This window comes from Methylobacterium sp. E-065 (assembly GCF_022829605.1).
Lineage (GTDB): Bacteria > Pseudomonadota > Alphaproteobacteria > Rhizobiales > Beijerinckiaceae > Methylobacterium.
In genome coordinates, this window is the sequence record NZ_JAKSYD010000084.1 from 1 (window position 1) to 17,182 (window position 17,182).

General features: G+C 68.9%; 17 protein-coding genes. 12 read left to right on the top strand and 5 right to left on the bottom strand.

The window, feature by feature from the left end; genetic code table 11:
* Window positions 1–421: FAD-binding oxidoreductase (locus MKK84_RS35870; RefSeq protein ID WP_409566466.1), on the bottom strand; the 421-nt coding region annotated here is incomplete at its 3' end.
* Between MKK84_RS35870 and MKK84_RS08635 the strand changes: the two genes are divergently transcribed.
* The 7 genes from MKK84_RS08635 (at window position 317) to MKK84_RS08665 (ending at window position 6,851) form a co-directional block, all read left to right on the top strand.
* Window positions 317–589, top strand: a complete 273-nt coding sequence (locus MKK84_RS08635; RefSeq protein ID WP_409566467.1) for a DUF6504 family protein — start codon at window positions 317–319, stop codon at window positions 587–589. The two genes, MKK84_RS35870 and MKK84_RS08635, sit on opposite strands and share 105 nt — an antisense overlap.
* Window positions 586–3,864 carry an error-prone DNA polymerase gene (locus MKK84_RS08640; protein WP_243918779.1) on the top strand — a complete coding sequence of 1,093 codons (3,279 nt, stop codon included), beginning with the start codon at window positions 586–588 and terminating at the stop codon, window positions 3,862–3,864. The genes MKK84_RS08635 and MKK84_RS08640 overlap by 4 nt, the downstream gene beginning before the upstream one ends.
* Window positions 3,865–4,100: 236 nt before the next feature.
* Window positions 4,101–5,219 (top strand): histidine kinase dimerization/phosphoacceptor domain -containing protein, encoded by a 1,119-nt coding sequence (locus tag MKK84_RS08645; RefSeq protein WP_243918781.1) that lies wholly within the window; start codon window positions 4,101–4,103, stop codon window positions 5,217–5,219.
* The gene (locus MKK84_RS08650; RefSeq protein WP_243918783.1) at window positions 5,216–5,698 is read left to right on the top strand and encodes a response regulator; all 483 of its coding nucleotides are present in this window, start codon (window positions 5,216–5,218) and stop codon (window positions 5,696–5,698) included. Before MKK84_RS08645 ends, MKK84_RS08650 begins: the two co-directional genes overlap by 4 nt.
* A gap of 9 nt (window positions 5,699–5,707) precedes the next feature.
* Complete coding sequence (locus MKK84_RS08655) at window positions 5,708–6,169, top strand: hypothetical protein (protein ID WP_243918785.1); 462 nt, start codon at window positions 5,708–5,710, stop codon at window positions 6,167–6,169.
* 67 nt (window positions 6,170–6,236) lie between these two features.
* A complete protein-coding gene (locus MKK84_RS08660; RefSeq protein ID WP_243918787.1) occupies window positions 6,237–6,647 on the top strand; it encodes a Uma2 family endonuclease in 411 nt (136 codons plus the stop codon).
* Between the two features lie 3 nt (window positions 6,648–6,650).
* Entirely contained in the window at window positions 6,651–6,851 is a 201-nt protein-coding gene (locus MKK84_RS08665; RefSeq protein WP_243918789.1) for a hypothetical protein, read from the top strand.
* On the opposite strand, the gene fae is transcribed toward MKK84_RS08665, so the two are convergent.
* Both fae and MKK84_RS08675 read right to left on the bottom strand, forming a co-directional pair.
* The gene (gene fae / locus MKK84_RS08670) at window positions 6,852–7,391 is read right to left on the bottom strand and encodes a formaldehyde-activating enzyme (RefSeq protein WP_020092273.1); all 540 of its coding nucleotides are present in this window, start codon (window positions 7,389–7,391) and stop codon (window positions 6,852–6,854) included.
* Between the two features lie 64 nt (window positions 7,392–7,455).
* A complete protein-coding gene (locus MKK84_RS08675; RefSeq protein ID WP_243918791.1) occupies window positions 7,456–8,697 on the bottom strand; it encodes an NRAMP family divalent metal transporter in 1,242 nt (413 codons plus the stop codon).
* Between the two features lie 78 nt (window positions 8,698–8,775).
* Here MKK84_RS08675 and MKK84_RS08680 point away from each other — a divergent pair, with 78 nt between their 5' ends.
* On the top strand, window positions 8,776–8,991 hold the full coding sequence (locus MKK84_RS08680; protein ID WP_243918793.1) for a hypothetical protein: 216 nt from the start codon (window positions 8,776–8,778) through the stop codon (window positions 8,989–8,991).
* Between the two features lie 10 nt (window positions 8,992–9,001).
* On the opposite strand, the gene MKK84_RS08685 is transcribed toward MKK84_RS08680, so the two are convergent.
* Window positions 9,002–9,469: a hypothetical protein gene (locus MKK84_RS08685; RefSeq protein ID WP_243918875.1), complete on the bottom strand. Its 468-nt coding sequence runs from the start codon at window positions 9,467–9,469 to the stop codon at window positions 9,002–9,004.
* A 385-nt stretch (window positions 9,470–9,854) separates the two neighbouring features.
* Here MKK84_RS08685 and lexA point away from each other — a divergent pair, with 385 nt between their 5' ends.
* A complete protein-coding gene (gene lexA / locus MKK84_RS08690) occupies window positions 9,855–10,583 on the top strand; it encodes a transcriptional repressor LexA (RefSeq protein ID WP_243918794.1) in 729 nt (242 codons plus the stop codon).
* Here lexA and MKK84_RS08695 read toward each other — a convergent pair.
* Entirely contained in the window at window positions 10,577–12,847 is a 2,271-nt protein-coding gene (locus MKK84_RS08695; protein WP_243918796.1) for a ComEC/Rec2 family competence protein, read from the bottom strand. The genes lexA and MKK84_RS08695 overlap by 7 nt on opposite strands.
* Before the next feature lie 181 nt (window positions 12,848–13,028).
* On the opposite strand from MKK84_RS08695, the gene gltX reads away from it, so the two are divergent.
* From gltX to MKK84_RS08710, 3 genes are all read left to right on the top strand, one after another.
* Entirely contained in the window at window positions 13,029–14,456 is a 1,428-nt protein-coding gene (gene gltX, locus MKK84_RS08700) for a glutamate--tRNA ligase (protein WP_243918799.1), read from the top strand.
* A gap of 236 nt (window positions 14,457–14,692) precedes the next feature.
* A complete protein-coding gene (gene gltA / locus MKK84_RS08705) occupies window positions 14,693–15,982 on the top strand; it encodes a citrate synthase (RefSeq protein ID WP_243918801.1) in 1,290 nt (429 codons plus the stop codon).
* 52 nt (window positions 15,983–16,034) lie between these two features.
* Window positions 16,035–16,940, top strand: a complete 906-nt coding sequence (locus MKK84_RS08710) for a DNA-3-methyladenine glycosylase family protein (protein WP_243918803.1) — start codon at window positions 16,035–16,037, stop codon at window positions 16,938–16,940.
* The last annotated feature ends 242 nt before the right edge of the window (window positions 16,941–17,182 follow it).

Below are 17,182 nucleotides of genomic sequence, written 5' to 3' on the forward strand. Positions count from 1 at the left end.
CGGGCGCGAAGAACAGGCCATACTCCGCCAGAGCCGCGTTGAGCTGGTCCTTCACTACCCCCGCCTCGACGCGCGCCGTGCCGCGCACTGGGTTGATCGCGAGGATGCGGTTCATGTGCCGTGAGAGATCGACCACGATCCAAGAGAAGGCGCCGGCCTTCATGACTGTCGCGTTCCTTCCGGAAACGTCGCTCCCCTCTCCCGACCCTCGCTGACGCGCGGGCCACCCTCCCCCGCAGAGGGGGGAGGGAAATCGCACGCCCTTACTTCCCTCGTCGATACCCCCTGGCCCGATCATCTCCCGCCCCGCCCCCTGGTGCTGTTCCCCCGGGGCGAGGCCGCCTGCGATGTGCTCTCGACCATCCCGGAGGGGCCGCCAAGGCGGTTCCGCTGGCGCGCGCAGATCCACCGCGTCACCCATGCCGAGGGGCCAGAGCGGGTCGCCGCCGAGTGGTGGCACGCGCCCGGGAACGACCGGGACTATTACCGCATCGAGTGCGAGGCCGGTCACCGCCTCTGGCTCTACCGCGACGGGCCGCATGCCCCCGACCGCCCGGCCGCGTGGTACGTCCACGGGCTGTTCGCGTGAGCGATCTCGCCTACGCCGAACTCGCCGTCACCACGAACTTCTCCTTCCTGCACGGCGCCTCGCACCCGCAGGATTACGTCGTGCAGGCGGCTTCCTACGGCCTGCGCGCGATCGGCATCGCCGACCGCAACACCGTGTCCGGCGTGGTGCGGGCCCATGCGGCGGCGCTGGCGCTGGAGGGCACCGCGATCCGGATTCTGCCCGGCGTACGCCTCGTCACCGAGGAGGGGTTCGAAGCCGTCACCTACCCGATGGACCGGGCTGCTTGGGGGCGCCTCTGCCGGCTGCTGACCCTCGGCAACCGGCGGGTCCGAAAAGGGGAGTGCCGCTTTTCCTTTGCCGAGATGCTGGAGGCCGCCGAGGGGCAGATGTTCATCGCCATGCCGCCGGCAAGGCGTCTGCAGGAGGGGTTCCGGGCGCGGCTGGAGGCGCTCGCCGCCGCCGCCCCGGGCCGGACCTTCCTGGGGGCGAGCCACACCCGCCGCGGCGACGAACGGCGGCGCCTCGGCCTGCTCGCCGAACTGGGCGCGGCTTCGGGCGCCCCGATGGTCGCGGTCTCGGACGCGCTCTACCACCACCCCGAACGGCGCCCGCTCCAGGATGTGGTCACCTGCATCCGGGAAGGCTGCCGGATCGGGGAGGCCGGCTACCGCTTGGAGGCCAATGCCGAGCGCCACCTGAAGCCCCCCACCGAGATGGCCCGGCTGTTTGCCGACCATCCGGGGGCGCTGGCCCGCACCATCGAGATCGCGCAGGCCTGCGACTTCTGCCTGTCCCAGCTGCGCTACGAATATCCCGATGAGCCGGTGCCGCCCGGTCGCACGCCGCAGGACTATCTGGCGGAAAAGACCTTCGAGCGGGCACGCTGGCGCTACGGCGGTGAGGTTCCGGCCGCCGTCGCGGCAACGCTCCACGAGGAGCTGCGGCTCATCGCCAAGATGGACTATGCGCGCTACTTCCTGACCCTGTTCGACGTGGTCGAATTCGCTCGCAGCAAGGGCATCCTCTGCCAGGGGCGTGGCTCGGCGGCCAATTCCGCCGTGTGCTTCTGCCTCGGCATCACCGCGGTGGACCCGTCCAAGCACCGGCTTTTGTTCGCCCGCTTCATCTCGGAGAACCGGGGCGAGCCCCCCGACATCGACGTCGATTTCGAACACGAGCGCCGCGAGGAGGTGATCCAGCACCTCTATGCCCGCTACGGCCGGGAGCGCGCCGCCCTCTGCGCCACGGTGATCCATTACCGCCCCCGCATGGCGATCCGCGAGGTCGGCAAGGTCTTGGGCCTGACCGAGGACGTGACGGCGGCGATCGCCGACACGGTCTGGGGCTCCTGGGGCACCGGCATGCCGGACCAGCACGTGCGTGAGGCCGGGCTCGATCCCGACAACCCCGCGATCCGGCAGGCACTCGACCTCGCTCATCAGCTGATCGGCTTCCCCCGCCACCTGTCGCAGCATGTCGGCGGCTTCGTGCTGACCCGCGGCCGCCTCGACGAGACCGTGCCGGTGGGCAATGGCGCCATGGCGGACCGCACCTTCATCGAGTGGGACAAGGACGACATCGACGCCATCGGCCTGATGAAGGTCGACGTGCTGGCGCTCGGCATGCTGACCTGCCTCAAGCGCGGCCTCGACTTTCTGGAGCGCGACCACAACACCTTCTACGAGACGCTGGCCGACCTGCCCCGGGAGGATCCCGCCACCTACGCGATGCTGGCGAAGGCCGATTCCGTCGGCGTGTTCCAGGTCGAGAGCCGGGCGCAGATGTCGATGCTGCCGCGCCTGAAGCCGAAGGAATTCTACGACCTCGTGGTGCAGGTGGCGATCGTGCGCCCCGGCCCGATCCAGGGCGACATGGTCCATCCCTACCTGCGGCGGCGGTCCGGGATCGATCCGGTAGAGTACCCCGCCCCGCATCCGGACTATGGCCCGGCGGACGAGTTGAAGGAGGTCCTGCACAAGACCTACGGTGTGCCGCTGTTCCAGGAACACGCCATGCAGATCGCCATCACGGCCGCGGGCTTCACCCCGGCCGAGGCCGATGGCTTGCGCCGAGCGATGGCGACCTTCCGCCATGTCGGCACGATCGGCGGGTTCGAGGAAAAATTCATCGGCGGCATGACCCGCCGGGGCTATCCGAAGGATTTCGCCGAGCGCTGCTTCGCGCAGATTAAAGGCTTCTCAACCTACGGTTTCCCGGAGAGCCACGCGGCGAGCTTCGCACTCCTCGTCTACGCCTCGGCCTGGATGAAGTGCCGGCACCCCGACGTCTTTCTGGCCGCGATCCTCAACGCCCAGCCAATGGGCTTCTACCAGCCGGCGCAGCTCGTGCGCGACGCCCGCGCCCACGGGGTCGAGGTGCGGGGCGTCTGCGTCAATGCCAGCGACTGGGACTGCACCCTGGAGCCGGCCGCGAACCCGGAGATGCACGCCGTGCGGATCGGCCTGCGCGTCGTGCGCGGCCTGCCCGAGGCTGCGATGCGCCGGCTCGTGCGGCTGCGCGCCAACGGCTATGCCAGCATCGAAGGCTTGCAGGCGTCCCTCGCCCTGCCCCGCAACACCCTGGAGCGGCTGGCCGAGGCGGATGCGTTCCGGTCGCTCGGCCTCGACCGGCGTGCCGCCCTATGGATGGTCCGTACCCTGGAGGGGACGTCATCCCGCAAGGCCGCAAAGGCCGACGGCACCGAGCGCCGCGCCCATCTCCTCGATGCGCCCCTGCCGCTCTTCGCGTGGCACGCCGATGACGGCCTGTTCCGGCACGAGCCGGCTGTGGAGCTACCGGCTTTGGCCCCGTCCGAGGCGGTGGCCGAGGATTATGCCGCCACCGGCCTCTCGCTCCAGGGGCACCCGGTCGCCTTCTTCCGGGTGCGGCTCGCCCGGATCGGCGCGATCCCGGCCCGGGCCCATCTCGATCCCGCCTTGCCCCAGGGGGCGCGGGTCACGGTGGCGGGGCTCGTGCTGATCCGCCAGCGGCCGGGCACCGCCAAGGGCGTGGTGTTCCTGACCCTGGAGGACGAGACCGGTATCGCCAACGTGATTATTTGGAAGACGGTGTTCGAGGCCAATCGCCGGGCCGCCATGCAGGCCCGGTTCCTGGCCGTGCGTGGCCGGATCCAGCAGGCGGATGGGGTGGTCCACCTCGTGGCGGAGGGGTTTCGCGATCTCACCGCTTCCTTACGCGACCTGCGCGAGGCCGGGATGACGCTGCCCCCCGAGAAGACGGATTTCGGCGTGCCCCCGGACCGGCGGATGTATCCCAGCCGGGACTTCCACTGAGTCCCTCTGGCGCGACTCTAGGATGTTGCCTTCGACATTATCCCCTTGGATCTATTCTGGTCACCCGAATGGGTTGATCACCCAAGGTGCGGCGTTCTGTCTACCGAAATATGAACCTTCCGCGCATTGGCCCCGAACCGATCCCATGACTAGGTGGTTAAGCTCGCGATTGCGGAAGCGCAGCCACGACCCGATTGCCGGAGGTGACGAACGCCGGGCAGAAGAGAGCAGGTTCGATGGAACAGCCCGACGCTTGGCATCAGACGGACCGGCTCGATACCGAACAGGGCAAGGGCGATCCCTTCGCCGCCGCGGTCCGCGCCACGCGGATGCCGATGATCATCACCAATCCGCGGCTTGCCGACAACCCGATCGTCTTCGCCAACGACGCCTTCCTGCGGATGACTGGCTACGACCGCGCCGAGGTCATGGGCCGCAACTGCCGCTTCCTCCAGGGCAAGGAGACTGACCGCGGCGCCATCGCGCTGATCCGCGAGGCGGTCACGGCCCGCACCGACATCGCGATCGACATCCTGAACTACCGCAAGGACGGGGTGCCGTTCTGGAACGCGCTCTATCTGAGCCCGGTCGTCAACGAGGCCGGCGAGGTGCTGTTCTTCTTCGCCTCGCAGCTCGACGTCACCGACCGGGTGGACGCGCATCTGCGGGTCCAGCAGGAGAAGGACCGGTTCGAGGCGGAGGTCTCCAAACGCACCCGTGACCTGACCGAGGCGCTGGCCACGCAGACCATGCTGGTCCATGAGGTCGATCACCGGGTCAAGAACAACCTGCAAATGATCGCGGCCCTGTTGTCCATGCAGACCCGGGCGATCACCGATCCGGCTGCCCGCACCGCCATGCAGGCGATGCTGACCCGGGTCGAGGCGCTGGGGACGGTCCATCGGCGGCTCTACCAGTCCAACAATGTCGAGCGGTTCGACGTGGCCGAGTTCGCCCGCGACCTCGCCACCGATCTCGTCCGCGGTTCCGGCGACCGGATCCGCCTGCATCTCGACCTAGAGGCGGTGGAGATCCCGGTCGCCAAGGCGCCGCCCGTGGCGCTGATGATGAACGAATTGATTACCAACGCTCTCAAGCACGCCTTCCCGGGCGACCGCCCGGGGCGGCTCTCCGTGACGGTGGCGCCGGACGAGGCCTACTTCACCATCAAGATCGCCGATGACGGCATCGGCATGCCCCTCCAGGTGATGGAGCAGCGCTCCTTCGGGAAGCGCCTGATCGGCACACTCTGCCGCCAGCTCAATGCCAGCATCGCCTGGATGACCAACGATCCCGGAACGATCGTCACCATACGCCTGCCGCGCGAGATGGCCGGCGGTCTGGAGGCTGCGTGACCGAGCCGCTCAAGATCCTCGTGGTCGAGGATGAAGCCCTCATCCTGATGCAGATCGAGATGATGCTGGAGGACGCTGGCCACTGCGTCGTGGGCACGGCCATGACCGCCCGGGAGGCCATCGCCCTCGTCCACGAGACAAGGCCCGAGTTGGTTCTCATCGACCTGCGCCTCGGCGACGGCTCCTCGGGTCTCGACGTGGCGCAAGCGGTGCGCGATCTTGGCGGTATCACGGCCGCGTTCATGACCGCCAACGCCCAGGCGCTCAGCGAGGATATGGCGGGAGCCACGGCGGTGATCGCCAAGCCGTTTACCGGTACGGTACTGGAAGAATCTCTGACCTACCTGGAGGATTGCGTGCGCCGGCCGCCGCCAACCGCGAGCGTGCCGCCGGGGATGCGCGTCGCCGAGGCGTGGCTCGCGAATTTTGCCCGGATGCGGGCCGATTCGACCCCTCGACAGGGGCCGCGCCGCAGCTAGAGTGCTGTCATGCCGAGCTTGACCGTGACGCGCCTCCTGGCCGCCCTCGCCTGCCTGCCGCTCCTCGCGGCGGCAGCCCGGGCCGATACCTGCGACGACCTCGCCCGGCAGATCGCGGGGGCGATCGGTGGCAAGGTCGGCAAGCGCGCTGGCCCCAGCATCGACATCCGCCTCGCCGGGCTGATCAAGTTCGACGTGACCTGCCGGGCCGAGCCGATCGTGCAGGCAACCTCGGCCGAGCCCGCCCCCTCGGCGACCTTCTTCCGCGACCTGTCGGTGGCCTCCGAGATCCTGATCGGAGAAGCGGCCGCCACGGTCGAGCCGATCATCGCCAACGCCTACCGGACGTCCCTGTCGGAGCGGCGCAAGTCGTTCATCCAGCAGAACGGCTGGTCGGCCTCCTGCTACACCGACTCGGGCAGCACCACGATGCGCACCCTGTGCTCGGTGGGGCGCATCCCGCCGGGATAAGGCGCCCTTGACCGGGCGAGCGGCCGGCGGGACGCTCCGCATCTGTCGAGTCTGCTCGGGCTATCCCATGACGATTCTCGAGACGCAGCCCGTCCACAGGACCGATCCCCACCGGGGGTTCTGGGACTTCATCGTGACGCGTCCCAACGAGGAGAAGTGGGAACTCATCGAGGGCCAGATCGTGATGCAGGCCCAGCCGAGCCTCGTGCATCAGGTCATGGTCGTCAATCTCCAGCGCCTCCTGAACGAGGGGCTGGCACAGTCGGGCTCGACGTGGATCGCCCTTCACGACCCGGCCATCGACCTCCGACCCTTCATCACGGGACATACCTACGTCCCTGATGTCGCGGTCATCGATGCGGCGACCATCGAGGCTGACCAGAACGTCGTCGACGGCTGCTATCTGGCTGCCGAGATCCTCTCGCCGAGCGACCACCGAAAGCTCCCCGGCACGCGCCAGACGAAGATCGACGTCTAGCGTGTGGGCTACGAGGCCTTGCCGCTCTGTCAGGCCGTGCTCCTGATCGAACAGAAGAGCCCCGCACTGACCCTGTCGGTGCAAATCGGCCAGACCTGGACCCTCATTCGCCTGACCGGGGATGACCGTCTGGTCCTCCCCGGCTTCGGTCTCAACTGCGCAGTGGCCGATCTCTGCGCCCGCACGCCCGTGGCGCGGCGCTGATCAATATTCGATCACGCCGTCCAGCGCGTAGTGCTTCACGGTTTTCCGGTTGGCGATCAGCTCGTCCACCGTCGGCTCGCCCTTAAGGGCGCGGGCGATGGCGAGCTTCGTCGCTTCGTAGTTGGTCCGGTAGAGGTCCTTCTGGTCGAGGTTATCGTCCTCGGCGCAGCGCTGATCGAGCCAGATCATGATGATCATGCACAGCTCGTCGAGCCCGTCCTTCGGCAGGATACCCTCGATGATGCAGTCCACGATCGCGTCGCCGGTGGCCGCCTGGACCACCCCTCCGAGGAGTTCGGCATACTCGGCCGTGTGGATCGTGACCTTGGTGGTCATCATCGTGGCGGGGCGCACGAGCTGGTTGAGGTCGCGGACCACGAACATCCGGGTGTGGCCCTGCACCTGACCCATCATCGACGCGAAGGCCTGGCCCACCGGACCGCGCACGGAGCCGATCAGCACCTCTGGCATCGCGTCGGTGTACTGGCCCTCGGCCGCCAGCACCGTGGCCTCGCCCGTACGGAACCAGATCTCTTGCATGTGTCGACTCCACCGTCTCGGAAGACCCGGGGGAGACATCATCGGGCCGCGCGCGTCAATCGCTTCAGAGCAGGCCGACAGCGTCGAGCACACCGACCAGCGCGAAGGCAATGGTGACGCCCGAGACGACGTAGACCACCCACTTGTAGGCGCCCGCGACACGCTTGCCCTCCGGAAGGGCGCGGGTGGCGAGCAGGATCAGGAAGCCGAGCGCGAGCGGCAGGAGCAGGGCGTTCATCACTTCGACGGCGATGTTGAGCGCAACCAGATTCGGCACGAGCTGGACGGCCACCGCGCCGGCCGCCACCACCAGCGCGAAGGCGCCGTAGAAGGCCGGTGCCTCCCGGAGCGATTGCTCCAGGGAATGCGGCTTTCCCATCACGTCGCCGAAGCCCCAGGCCAGCGCGAGGGCGACCACGTTCAGCGCCACGAAGGCCGCCGCGATGATCCCGACCCCGAACACCATCTGCCCGAGCCACGGCCCGAGCGCCGGCGTGAAGGCGCCGGCGAGATCGCCCACGGTCTCCAGCCCGTTCCTCGTGCCCTGCCCGGCCTTGCCGATCGTGGCGGCCGCCGCGATCAGGATCGCCCCCATCACGCATTGCGAGATTACCGCACCCACGAGGGTGTCGATCCGCGAGTTCCGCGCGTGGTCCCAGCCGAGGCCTTTGTCGACAATCGCCGATTGCTGGTAGAAAATCATCCACGGCATGATCACCGCGCCGATATTGGCGGCGATCAGCACCCGGTACTGACCATCACCGAGCGGTATGTGGGCGAACGACGTGGCGATCTCGCCCAGATTCGGCCGCGCCGCGATGGCGAGGCCGATGAAGACCAGCTCGAACAGGCCGACCGCCAGCGCCACCACCTCGACGCGCCGGTAGCCGCCGGTGAAGACGAGCCCGAGGAGCAGAAGGGCCGGCAACCCGAGGCACACGAGCCGCGGCACCCCGAACAGGTCGCCGATCCCGGCGATGCCGGAGAATTCGGTGACGATGGCGCCGATCCCGGCGACCACGAGGCCGCCATACGAGATCCAGGCCCAGACCGGCCCGTAACGCGCGCGGATCAGCTCGCCATGGCCACGGCCCGTGGCGGTGCCGAGCCGGACCGTCAGCTCCTGGACGACGTACAGGATCGGGATCAGCAGGATCTGCAGGAGCAGCAGCGAGTAACCCCAGCGGGCGCCGCTCTGGGCCGCCGTGATCAGGCTTCCGACATCCGTGTCGGCGAGCATCACGACAAGTCCGGGGCCTGCGGTCTTGAGGAACGCGTTCAGGCGAGGCAGGGAGGCGCTGGGCACGGCTCGGGAACAGGCCCGGGTCAGGGCGGTTCCGGCGGGCGCCTGCGGCGTTTTCCCGGCACGCGGGAGGAGTATGCGATGGCACAGGGCACGGATCGGGGCTCGGGCTGGAGCCTTCAGGCGAGCGCCGTGCCCGATGGGGTGCGGCTCGAACTCGCCCTGTCCGACCTTGGCGGCGGGCCGGTTACCGCCGCAATCGTGCTGGACCGGGCCGAGGCCCGCGCCTTCGCGCGTGCCCTCCTGGCCGCGGCCGGCGACGCGACAGAACGCACCTTCCCGAAGCCGGGGACCTGAGCGGGCCGGCTCAGCGCTGGGCTGCACCCGGGTTGCGGCCCGGCAGGCGCGGCACCACCGTTCCGCGCCGCTCGACCGGCACGTCGCAGGCGTAGGCGAACTCCGACTTCAGCGAATCGAACACGGTCTCGCCGGTGATCCGGCAATCCTCGCGCACGGTCTCGTCGAGATAGGCGCGGGCGGCCGTGCGGAAGCGCGTCACCCGGGTCGCACCCGGCTCCGGATCGATGCGGACCTCACTCAGGTTGCAGCCGGCATATTCGCGCAGGGCGTTGGAGACGACCAGCATCCGGCGCAGCTGCCGGTTGTCGTAGACCTCGTAGGGTTCCTTGCAGCCGATCGTGACCACCTGCGGCGTCAGCGCCACGTAGTTCCGGGAGATGTAGGCGAACCCGGTGGTGCAGCCGGCAAGCGCCGAACCCAGGATCAGGGCGCCGAGGGAGAGCCGGAGGTGCCCTGGAGCCGCGCGCTTCCGCATCCTCGTCATCCCAAGCCCGATACCGCCCCGCTCCCCGGCGAGGCGCGCGAGCATTGAAACGGCTCCGCTTGTGCCGTCAATGCGTTTGTGGTTCGCATCGCCCGCGCCGGGTGGGACTCAGCTCCCTGGCGTCCGGCACGGGTTCGGCATGTCCTTCGTCCCGGGCCTGGAGGCCTGACCGGCAACGACGGTGTGCGTCACAACATAGGTGCGGCAGGCCGGGGGCGCACCGCGTTCGAACCGGCCGAGGATCGACAAGATCGTCGATCGACCGGACAGCGTGGCCATAACGCGCTTGCAGAACACTTGCGGAACGTTTAACCTGTTCGCGATTTGTTTCAGAGGCCGCCTCGGGGCGGTCCGCAAAGTCGCGAGGCCCCCGTCGATGCTCACGCGCAAGCAGCTTGACCTCCTGCGGTTCATCCAGAGCCGCGTGCAGGAATGCGGCGTTCCCCCGTCCTTCGACGAGATGAAGGATGCGCTCGATCTCAAGTCAAAGTCGGGCATCCACCGGCTTATCACGGCCTTGGAGGAACGCGGCTTCCTGCGCCGGCTGCCGAATCGGGCGCGCGCCATCGAGGTGATCCGCATCCCCGAAAGCCTGGCGCAGGCGGCGGCGCCCACTCCGGAGCCGCGCCGCTTCACCCCAAGCGTGGTGGAGGGCGGCAAGTCCCGACAGCCGGCGGCGCCTCCCATGCCGGCGAGCGCACGGATGATCGACGATTCCGGTCGGGCCATCTCCATCCCTGTCATGGGTCGGATTGCGGCCGGAACACCGGTCTCGGCGATCCAGAACCAGAGCCACGCCATCACGCTGTCGCCGGACTTTCTCGCGGGCGGTGAGCACTACGCCCTGGAGGTGCGCGGCGATTCGATGGTTGAAGCCGGGATCCTCGACGGCGACCTCGTGGTGATCCGCAAGCAGGACACCGCCAATACCGGCGACATCATCGTGGCGTTGATCGACGACGAGGAGGCGACGCTCAAGCGCCTGCGCCGCCGCGGCTCTTCGATCGCCCTGGAGGCTGCCAACCCGGCCTACGAGACCCGCGTCCTGGGCCCCGACCGGGTCCAGATCCAAGGCCGGCTGGTCAGCCTCGTTCGCCGCTACTGAAGGGGTTCGGCGGGGGCGTCGATCACGACGTCCGTCGCCGGGGCCTGTGGCGTTTCGGGTAACGCCATGCCGCCGGCTGCTCCGATGGGGGAATCCGTCGATTCGAGACGCGTACGGGCAGGCCTCGGACGCCAGGGGGCGGACCGGCCGTCGCCGTGGGCGGTGCGCATCGTAAACCCGTTTCCATCAGCACGCAGGGCGACGGCCCCGTTCATGGCCAGCATCCGGCGATCGATCACCAGAGGCCCCGTGCAGGTCGGCGGCGCCGCGAGGCTCGTGATCAGCACGGCGGCCCGGGCACAATCCTCCGGGAAGGCGCGCCGATCGCGGACCAGGGCAACGGCCCGTCCGTCCGGGAGAAGCGCGGTACAGCCGAGCCGGTCGCAGCGGCCGCCCGGCGCCGCACCGGAGCCGCGGTCGAGCCGCCGCCCGTCGCCATCCGCCTTCAGCCATTGCTCCAGCACGAAGCCCGAGGGGCTGCCGAGGATCGCGAGCCGGCTATCCGGGCCGCGTACCGCGGCGCCCCAGCCCTGCCGGTCGACATAGAGATCGTGGCGCTCCGGTTGGGCCATCAGGCCAAGCCCGAGCAGTACGGGTGGCAGGGCAAGCCAGCGGAGCTGCGAAACCGGTAGCGTTGCTAGGAGCAGCGCTGCCGTCAGGGCGGCGAGGGCCCCGGTGCCGAAGGCTGGCACCACCACGCTGGCCCGCTCGAACCCGGCGATCCAATGCGAAATCGCCAGCATGCCGCCCACCGCCTGTCCCATCAGCCACCAGACCGGCCGGTCGAGGGCGAAGGGATAGGCAATGCACCCGATCACGGCCGAGGGCATCACCACCAGCGAGACGAGCGGCAGGGTCAGAGCGTTGCCGATAAGGCCGAAGGGCTGGATCGTCTGGAAGTGGTAGGTGGCGAAGGGCGCGGTCGCGATCTGCGCCACCAGCGTCGTCGCCAGGGTGCCGGTGACCGCCGACAGGCTGGTCCCGACGAACCGGCCTATCCGTCCCGCCCCGGGCCGTACGAACAGGCGCCCGTCGATCAGCCGCGCACAGGCGATCAGCCCGGCCACCGCGCCGAACGACATCTGGAAGCTCGGGCCCAGCAGCCCTTCCGGTTCACGGGCCAGGGCGATCAGGGCGGCCAGTGCGAGGTTGCGCATTGACAGGGCTGGCCGGTCCGCGAGAATCGCGCCCAGCATGATCAGGGTCATGATCAGCGAGCGCTCGGCGGCGATGTCCCAGCCCGAGAAGGCGCAATAGCCGCTCACCCCCACCATGGCGAAGCCGGCCGCGATCTTCTTGATCGGCCAGAACAGGGCGCAGTGGGGGACCAAAGCGAGGAAAGCCCGCACCAGCCAGAACACCACGCCGGCGGCCAGCACCATGTGGAGGCCCGAGATCGAGACCACGTGGTAGATCCCGGCGGCGCGCAGGGCATCGTTGCTCGCCGGACCGATCAGCCCACGCTTGCCGGTCACCAGGGCGGCCGCCACGGCCCCCGCCTGGCCACCCTCGGCCTCGGCGATCCGGCGGGTCAGGACGTTGCGGGCCTCGTCCAGCATCGCGGCGAGTAGCAGGCGCAGGGGCGGCGGTTCCGTGGGGGGCCGGACCGTGACCGCGCCGACCAGCGAGCCGACCGCGCCGATCCCCTGAAAATACGCATCCCGGGCGAAGTCGTAGCCGCCGGGTCGGGCCGCCTCCGGGGGTGGCAGCAGGCGTGCGGTCGCCGCGATGGTCTCGCCCGGCCTCGGGATCGGCGTCTTGCGGAACGAGACGCGCACCCGGGCCGGCCGCACCTCGGGCCTGAGCCCAGCAAAGCTATCCACCCGAATCACCAGCCGGGCGCCGACCTCGCGCTCGTCGAGCGCCTCAATCGTCCCGGTGAGCGGCCCGATCGTGGTCCGCGCCAGGATCGGCGCGGCCACCTGCGCGACGCGCCAGGTCGCCGCCGCGAAGCCAAGGAACGCGAAGCCCGCCGCGAGCGCCAGCGCCATTGCCACCGGCCGGGCCCCCAGGAACGGCACCGGCGCGAGCGCCAGCGCGGCCCCGATCAGCGGGGCGGCCAGGACGGGCGTGCCGTCCACGACCCCGAAATACAGCAGGATCCCGGCCCCGAACGCCACCGCCAGCCAGGGGAACAGGCGGCGCTGCTCGGCCTCTCGGGCAAGGCCCTCGGCCACCCAATGCCGGAAAGCCGGAAGCGCGGGCGCACGCGGAGCGGCGAGCACAAGGGTGCCCCCCGTCAGCCTCGCGCCGATCCGCCGCATTGCCCCTGCCCCGATCCGCGCGACCTGTCTTCGGCGGCCGGGCGATTCCCCGGGCGATTCTTAACGCATCCGCAGCCCCGTGCTACAGGCGGCGCTTCGTGCTACGGGCGCCCTTTCGAGCGTGCCCGTGTCGAGCTCACCGTCCCGCGCTCCCCGCCTCGCCCCCGAACATACCGGACCGATGTCCTCAGCCGTCGTCACGCGCTTCGCCCCCTCGCCTACCGGCTACCTGCATATCGGCGGGGCCCGGACAGCGCTGTTCAACTGGCTCTATGCCCGTCACACGGGCGGCCGGATGCTGCTGCGCATCGAGGATACCGATCGGGAGCGCTCGACCAAGGGCGCGATCGACGCGATTCTCGATGGGCTCACCTGGCTGGGCCTCGACTGGGACGGCGACGTGGTGTTCCAGTTCGCCCGCGCCGAGCGCCATCGCGCCGTGGCCGAGGAGTTGCTGGCCGCGGGGCGCGCCTATCACTGCTACGCCACCGCCGAGGAGCTCACGCAGATGCGCGAGTCCGCCCGTGCCGAGGGGCGGGCCCCGCGCTACGACGGCCGCTGGCGCGACCGCGACCCCTCCGACGCACCCGCCGGGATCAAGCCGGTGATCCGTCTGCGCGCGCCTGCCGAGGGCGAGACCGTGGTGGAGGACGCTGTCCAGGGCCGGGTGACCTGGGCCAACAAGGATCTCGACGATCTCGTCCTGCTGCGCTCGGACGGAACGCCGACCTACATGCTCGCCGTGGTGGTGGACGACCACGACATGGGCGTCACCCAGGTGATCCGTGGCGACGACCACCTCACCAATGCCGCCCGCCAGGCCCAGATCTTCTCCGCGCTCGGCTGGGACATCCCCAAGATGGCCCATATCCCGCTGATCCACGGGTCGGATGGGGCCAAGCTGTCAAAGCGCCACGGGGCGCTCGGCGTCGAGGCCTATCGCGATCTCGGCTACCTGCCGGCGGCGCTCCGCAACTACCTCGTGCGGCTCGGCTGGAGCCATGGCGACCAGGAAGTGTTCTCCACCGAGGAGATGATCGCGGCCTTCGATCTCGGAGCGGTGGGGCGTTCGGCGGCCCGGTTCGACTTCGCCAAGCTCGCCAACCTCAACGGCCTCTACATCCGCGGCAGCGCCGATGCCAACCTCGTTGCGGCGATCGAGACGATCCTGCCACAGGTCGGGCCCGAGCGCGGCCTGTCGGCGCCGCTGCCGTCGGATCTTAAGGACAAGCTCACTCAGGCCATGCCGGGGCTGAAGGAGCGGGCCAAGACCCTGATCGAACTCCTCGACAGCGCCTACTACCTGTATGCCCAGCGCCCATTGGGGCTCGACGATAAGGCCCGCGCGCTTCTCTCCGATGAGGGTCGCGCGCGCCTTGCCGGCGTCAAGCCGGCCTTGGAGGCGCTCCCCGAGTGGAGCGCGACCTCGACCGAGGGCGCAGTGCGCCAATACGCGGAAGAAGCCGGCTGCAAGCTCGGGCAGGTCGCCCAGCCCCTGCGGGCGGCGCTCACCGGACGCACCACCTCCCCGCCTCTGTTCGACGTGATGGCGGTGCTCGGTCGGGACGAGACCCTGGCTCGCCTCGGTGATCAGGCCCCGCAGGTCTGAGGCCTCTTGGGAACCGCGGGTTCCGGCCCGGATTTCGCATGATGCAATTCGTTTGACGAATTCGCTTGGCGTCGGGGTTCGGTTGTCACCGACCCCGTTGCTGCTGCAGTGCCGTTTGGGTAACCCATGCCAGTGAGCACCCGCAGCATAACGCGGTGTGCTTGAGGCCCCCGGGGCCGATTCGGCGCAGCCCGAGTCCGGCATCCGCCACGTCGCCAGAGAAGGGTCCACGATCCATGAGCGCACCCAGCACCATCACCGTGGACGGCAAGTCGATCGAATTGCCGGTGAAAACCGGCACGATCGGACCGGACGTCATCGATATCGGCAAGCTCTACGCCCAGACCGGCGCCTTCACCTTCGATCCGGGCTTCACCTCGACGGCGAGTTGCGAATCGAAGATCACCTACATCGACGGCGACGAGGGCGTGCTGCTCTACCGCGGCTACCCGATCGAGCAGCTTGCCGAGAAGGGCGACTTCCTCGAGACCTGCTACCTGATGCTGTTCGGCGCCCTGCCGACCGCCGGCCAGCGGGCCGATTTCGAGTATCGCGTCACGCGCCACACCATGGTGCACGACCAGATGAACCGGTTCTTCACCGGCTTCCGGCGCGACGCACACCCGATGGCGGTCATGGTCGCCTCGGTCGGCGCCCTCTCGGCCTTCTATCACGACTCGACCGACATCACGGATGAGAGCCAGCGGCTGATCGCATCGATCCGCATGATCGCCAAGATGCCGACGCTCGCCGCGATGGCCTACAAGTACTCGATCGGCCAGCCCTTCGTATATCCGAAGAACGACCTCGATTACACATCAAACTTCCTGCGGATGTGTTACGCGGTTCCGTGTGAAGAGTACGAGGTCAACCCGGTCTTCGCCAAGGCGCTCGACAAGATCTTCATCCTGCATGCCGACCACGAGCAGAACGCCTCGACCTCGACGGTGCGGCTCGCCGGCTCCTCGGGCGCCAACCCGTTCGCCTGTATCGCAGCCGGCGTCGCCTGCCTGTGGGGGCCGGCCCATGGCGGTGCCAACGAGGCGGCGCTCAAGATGTTGATGGAGATCGGCACGCCGGAGAACGTCGGCAAGTACGTCGCCAAGGCCAAGGACAAGAACGATCCGTTCCGCCTGATGGGCTTCGGCCACCGAGTCTACAAGAACTACGACCCGCGCGCCCGGATCATGCAGCACACCACCCACCAGGTGCTGAAGGAACTCGGCAAGACCGACGATCCGCTGCTTCACGTCGCCATGGAGCTGGAGCAAATCGCCCTGAAGGACGAGTACTTCATCGAGAAGAAGCTCTACCCGAACATCGATTTCTACTCGGGCATTACCCTCAAGGCGATGGGCTTCCCGACCGACATGTTCACGGTGCTGTTCGCGGTGGCCCGCACGGTCGGCTGGATCGCCCAGTGGGCCGAGATGATCGAGGATCCCTCGCAGAAGATCGGCCGGCCGCGCCAGCTCTACGTGGGTCCGGCCCAGCGCGACTACGTGGCGGTCGATCAGCGCGGCTGAGGCGGACCTGTCCTCGGAGAACACTGACGGGGCGGCCGAGAGGCCGCCCTTCGTGTTCGTGGAGGTGCCGGACGGGTTCGGCCTCCGCCTCCCCTACCACCCGCCCTACGACTGGGCGGCGATCCACGCCTTCCTGGGCAAGCGAGCGATCGCCGGCCTAGAGTCAATTGCGCCTGATGGCTCGGCCTACAGGCGCACGATCCGCGTCGCGGAGCGACACGGGATCCTGACGGTGGAGCCTGCTGGGGATCACCTTTGGGTCGCATTGCGCAGCATCGATCCCGTCCACGCCTCCCCGGTGGCCGAGCGTCTGCGCCGCCTGTTCGATTGCGACGCGAATCCGGCCACCATCGCGGCGTTCCTCAATGCAGATCCGATCCTGGCCCCGATGGTAGCGGCACGGCCGGGCCTGCGCCTGCCGGGCGCCTGGGAGCCGTTCGAAACCGGCTGCCGGGCGATCCTCGGCCAGCAGGTCTCGGTGACGGCTGCGATCGGGCTCGCCGGCAAGCTGGTCGCGGCGTTCGGGACGCCGCTTGCCGCGCCAGTGGGCGGCCTGACCCACGTCTTTCCGGACCCGGCGGCGCTGGTCGAGGCGGATATCGCCCTGGCGCTCAACATGCCGCGGGCCCGCGGCGCGGCGATCCGGGCGCTCGCGGCGGCAGCGCTGAACGATCCGGACCTGTTCGCCCCGGCGGTGTCGCTGGACGCTGCGGTTTTGCGCTTCACGGCGATCCGCGGAATTGGGCCTTGGACCGCGCAGTACATCGCCATGCGGGCGCTCAAGCTGCCGGATGCTCTGCTGGTGGGCGATGTCGGACTGCTGCGGGCGCTTGAGGCCGGCGTCGGGCGGCCGAGCCCTGCTGAACTTTTGGCGCGCGCTGAGGCATGGCGGCCGTTCCGGGCCTACGCGGCTCAGTACCTCTGGGCGGCGGATGAGGCGGCTGTGAAGGGGCGGTGAGGCGAGCGGTAGGCTTCCTTTTCCGCATGGTGACGGCGGTTTAACTTATGGGCCGGCTGGGGGGCCTGGTTGATGTCGGAACTGGACTACGAAGCGCGCGACAAGCTCGTCGTGAACGAGCGCATTAAATTCTCCGCCACCTATGCCAACGGCCTCGCTATCGCAATCTTTGCCGTGGGCGGTTTTGCGCCGTTCATATCGACCGCCCTATCGGACCGTCCGCACTTCGAGCCCGTGCTCTT

Coding starts and splice junctions, on each gene's coding strand:
- MKK84_RS08645 (WP_243918781.1), top strand. CDS start 4,101: ATGGAACAGCCCGACGCTTGGCATCAGACGGACCGGCTCGATACCGAA.
- MKK84_RS08655 (WP_243918785.1), top strand. CDS start 5,708: ATGCCGAGCTTGACCGTGACGCGCCTCCTGGCCGCCCTCGCCTGCCTG.
- MKK84_RS08660 (WP_243918787.1), top strand. CDS start 6,237: ATGACGATTCTCGAGACGCAGCCCGTCCACAGGACCGATCCCCACCGG.
- fae (WP_020092273.1), bottom strand. CDS start 7,391: ATGCAAGAGATCTGGTTCCGTACGGGCGAGGCCACGGTGCTGGCGGCC.
- MKK84_RS08680 (WP_243918793.1), top strand. CDS start 8,776: ATGGCACAGGGCACGGATCGGGGCTCGGGCTGGAGCCTTCAGGCGAGC.
- MKK84_RS08685 (WP_243918875.1), bottom strand. CDS start 9,469: ATGCGGAAGCGCGCGGCTCCAGGGCACCTCCGGCTCTCCCTCGGCGCC.
- lexA (WP_243918794.1), top strand. CDS start 9,855: ATGCTCACGCGCAAGCAGCTTGACCTCCTGCGGTTCATCCAGAGCCGC.
- MKK84_RS08695 (WP_243918796.1), bottom strand. CDS start 12,847: ATGCGGCGGATCGGCGCGAGGCTGACGGGGGGCACCCTTGTGCTCGCC.
- gltX (WP_243918799.1), top strand. CDS start 13,029: ATGTCCTCAGCCGTCGTCACGCGCTTCGCCCCCTCGCCTACCGGCTAC.
- gltA (WP_243918801.1), top strand. CDS start 14,693: ATGAGCGCACCCAGCACCATCACCGTGGACGGCAAGTCGATCGAATTG.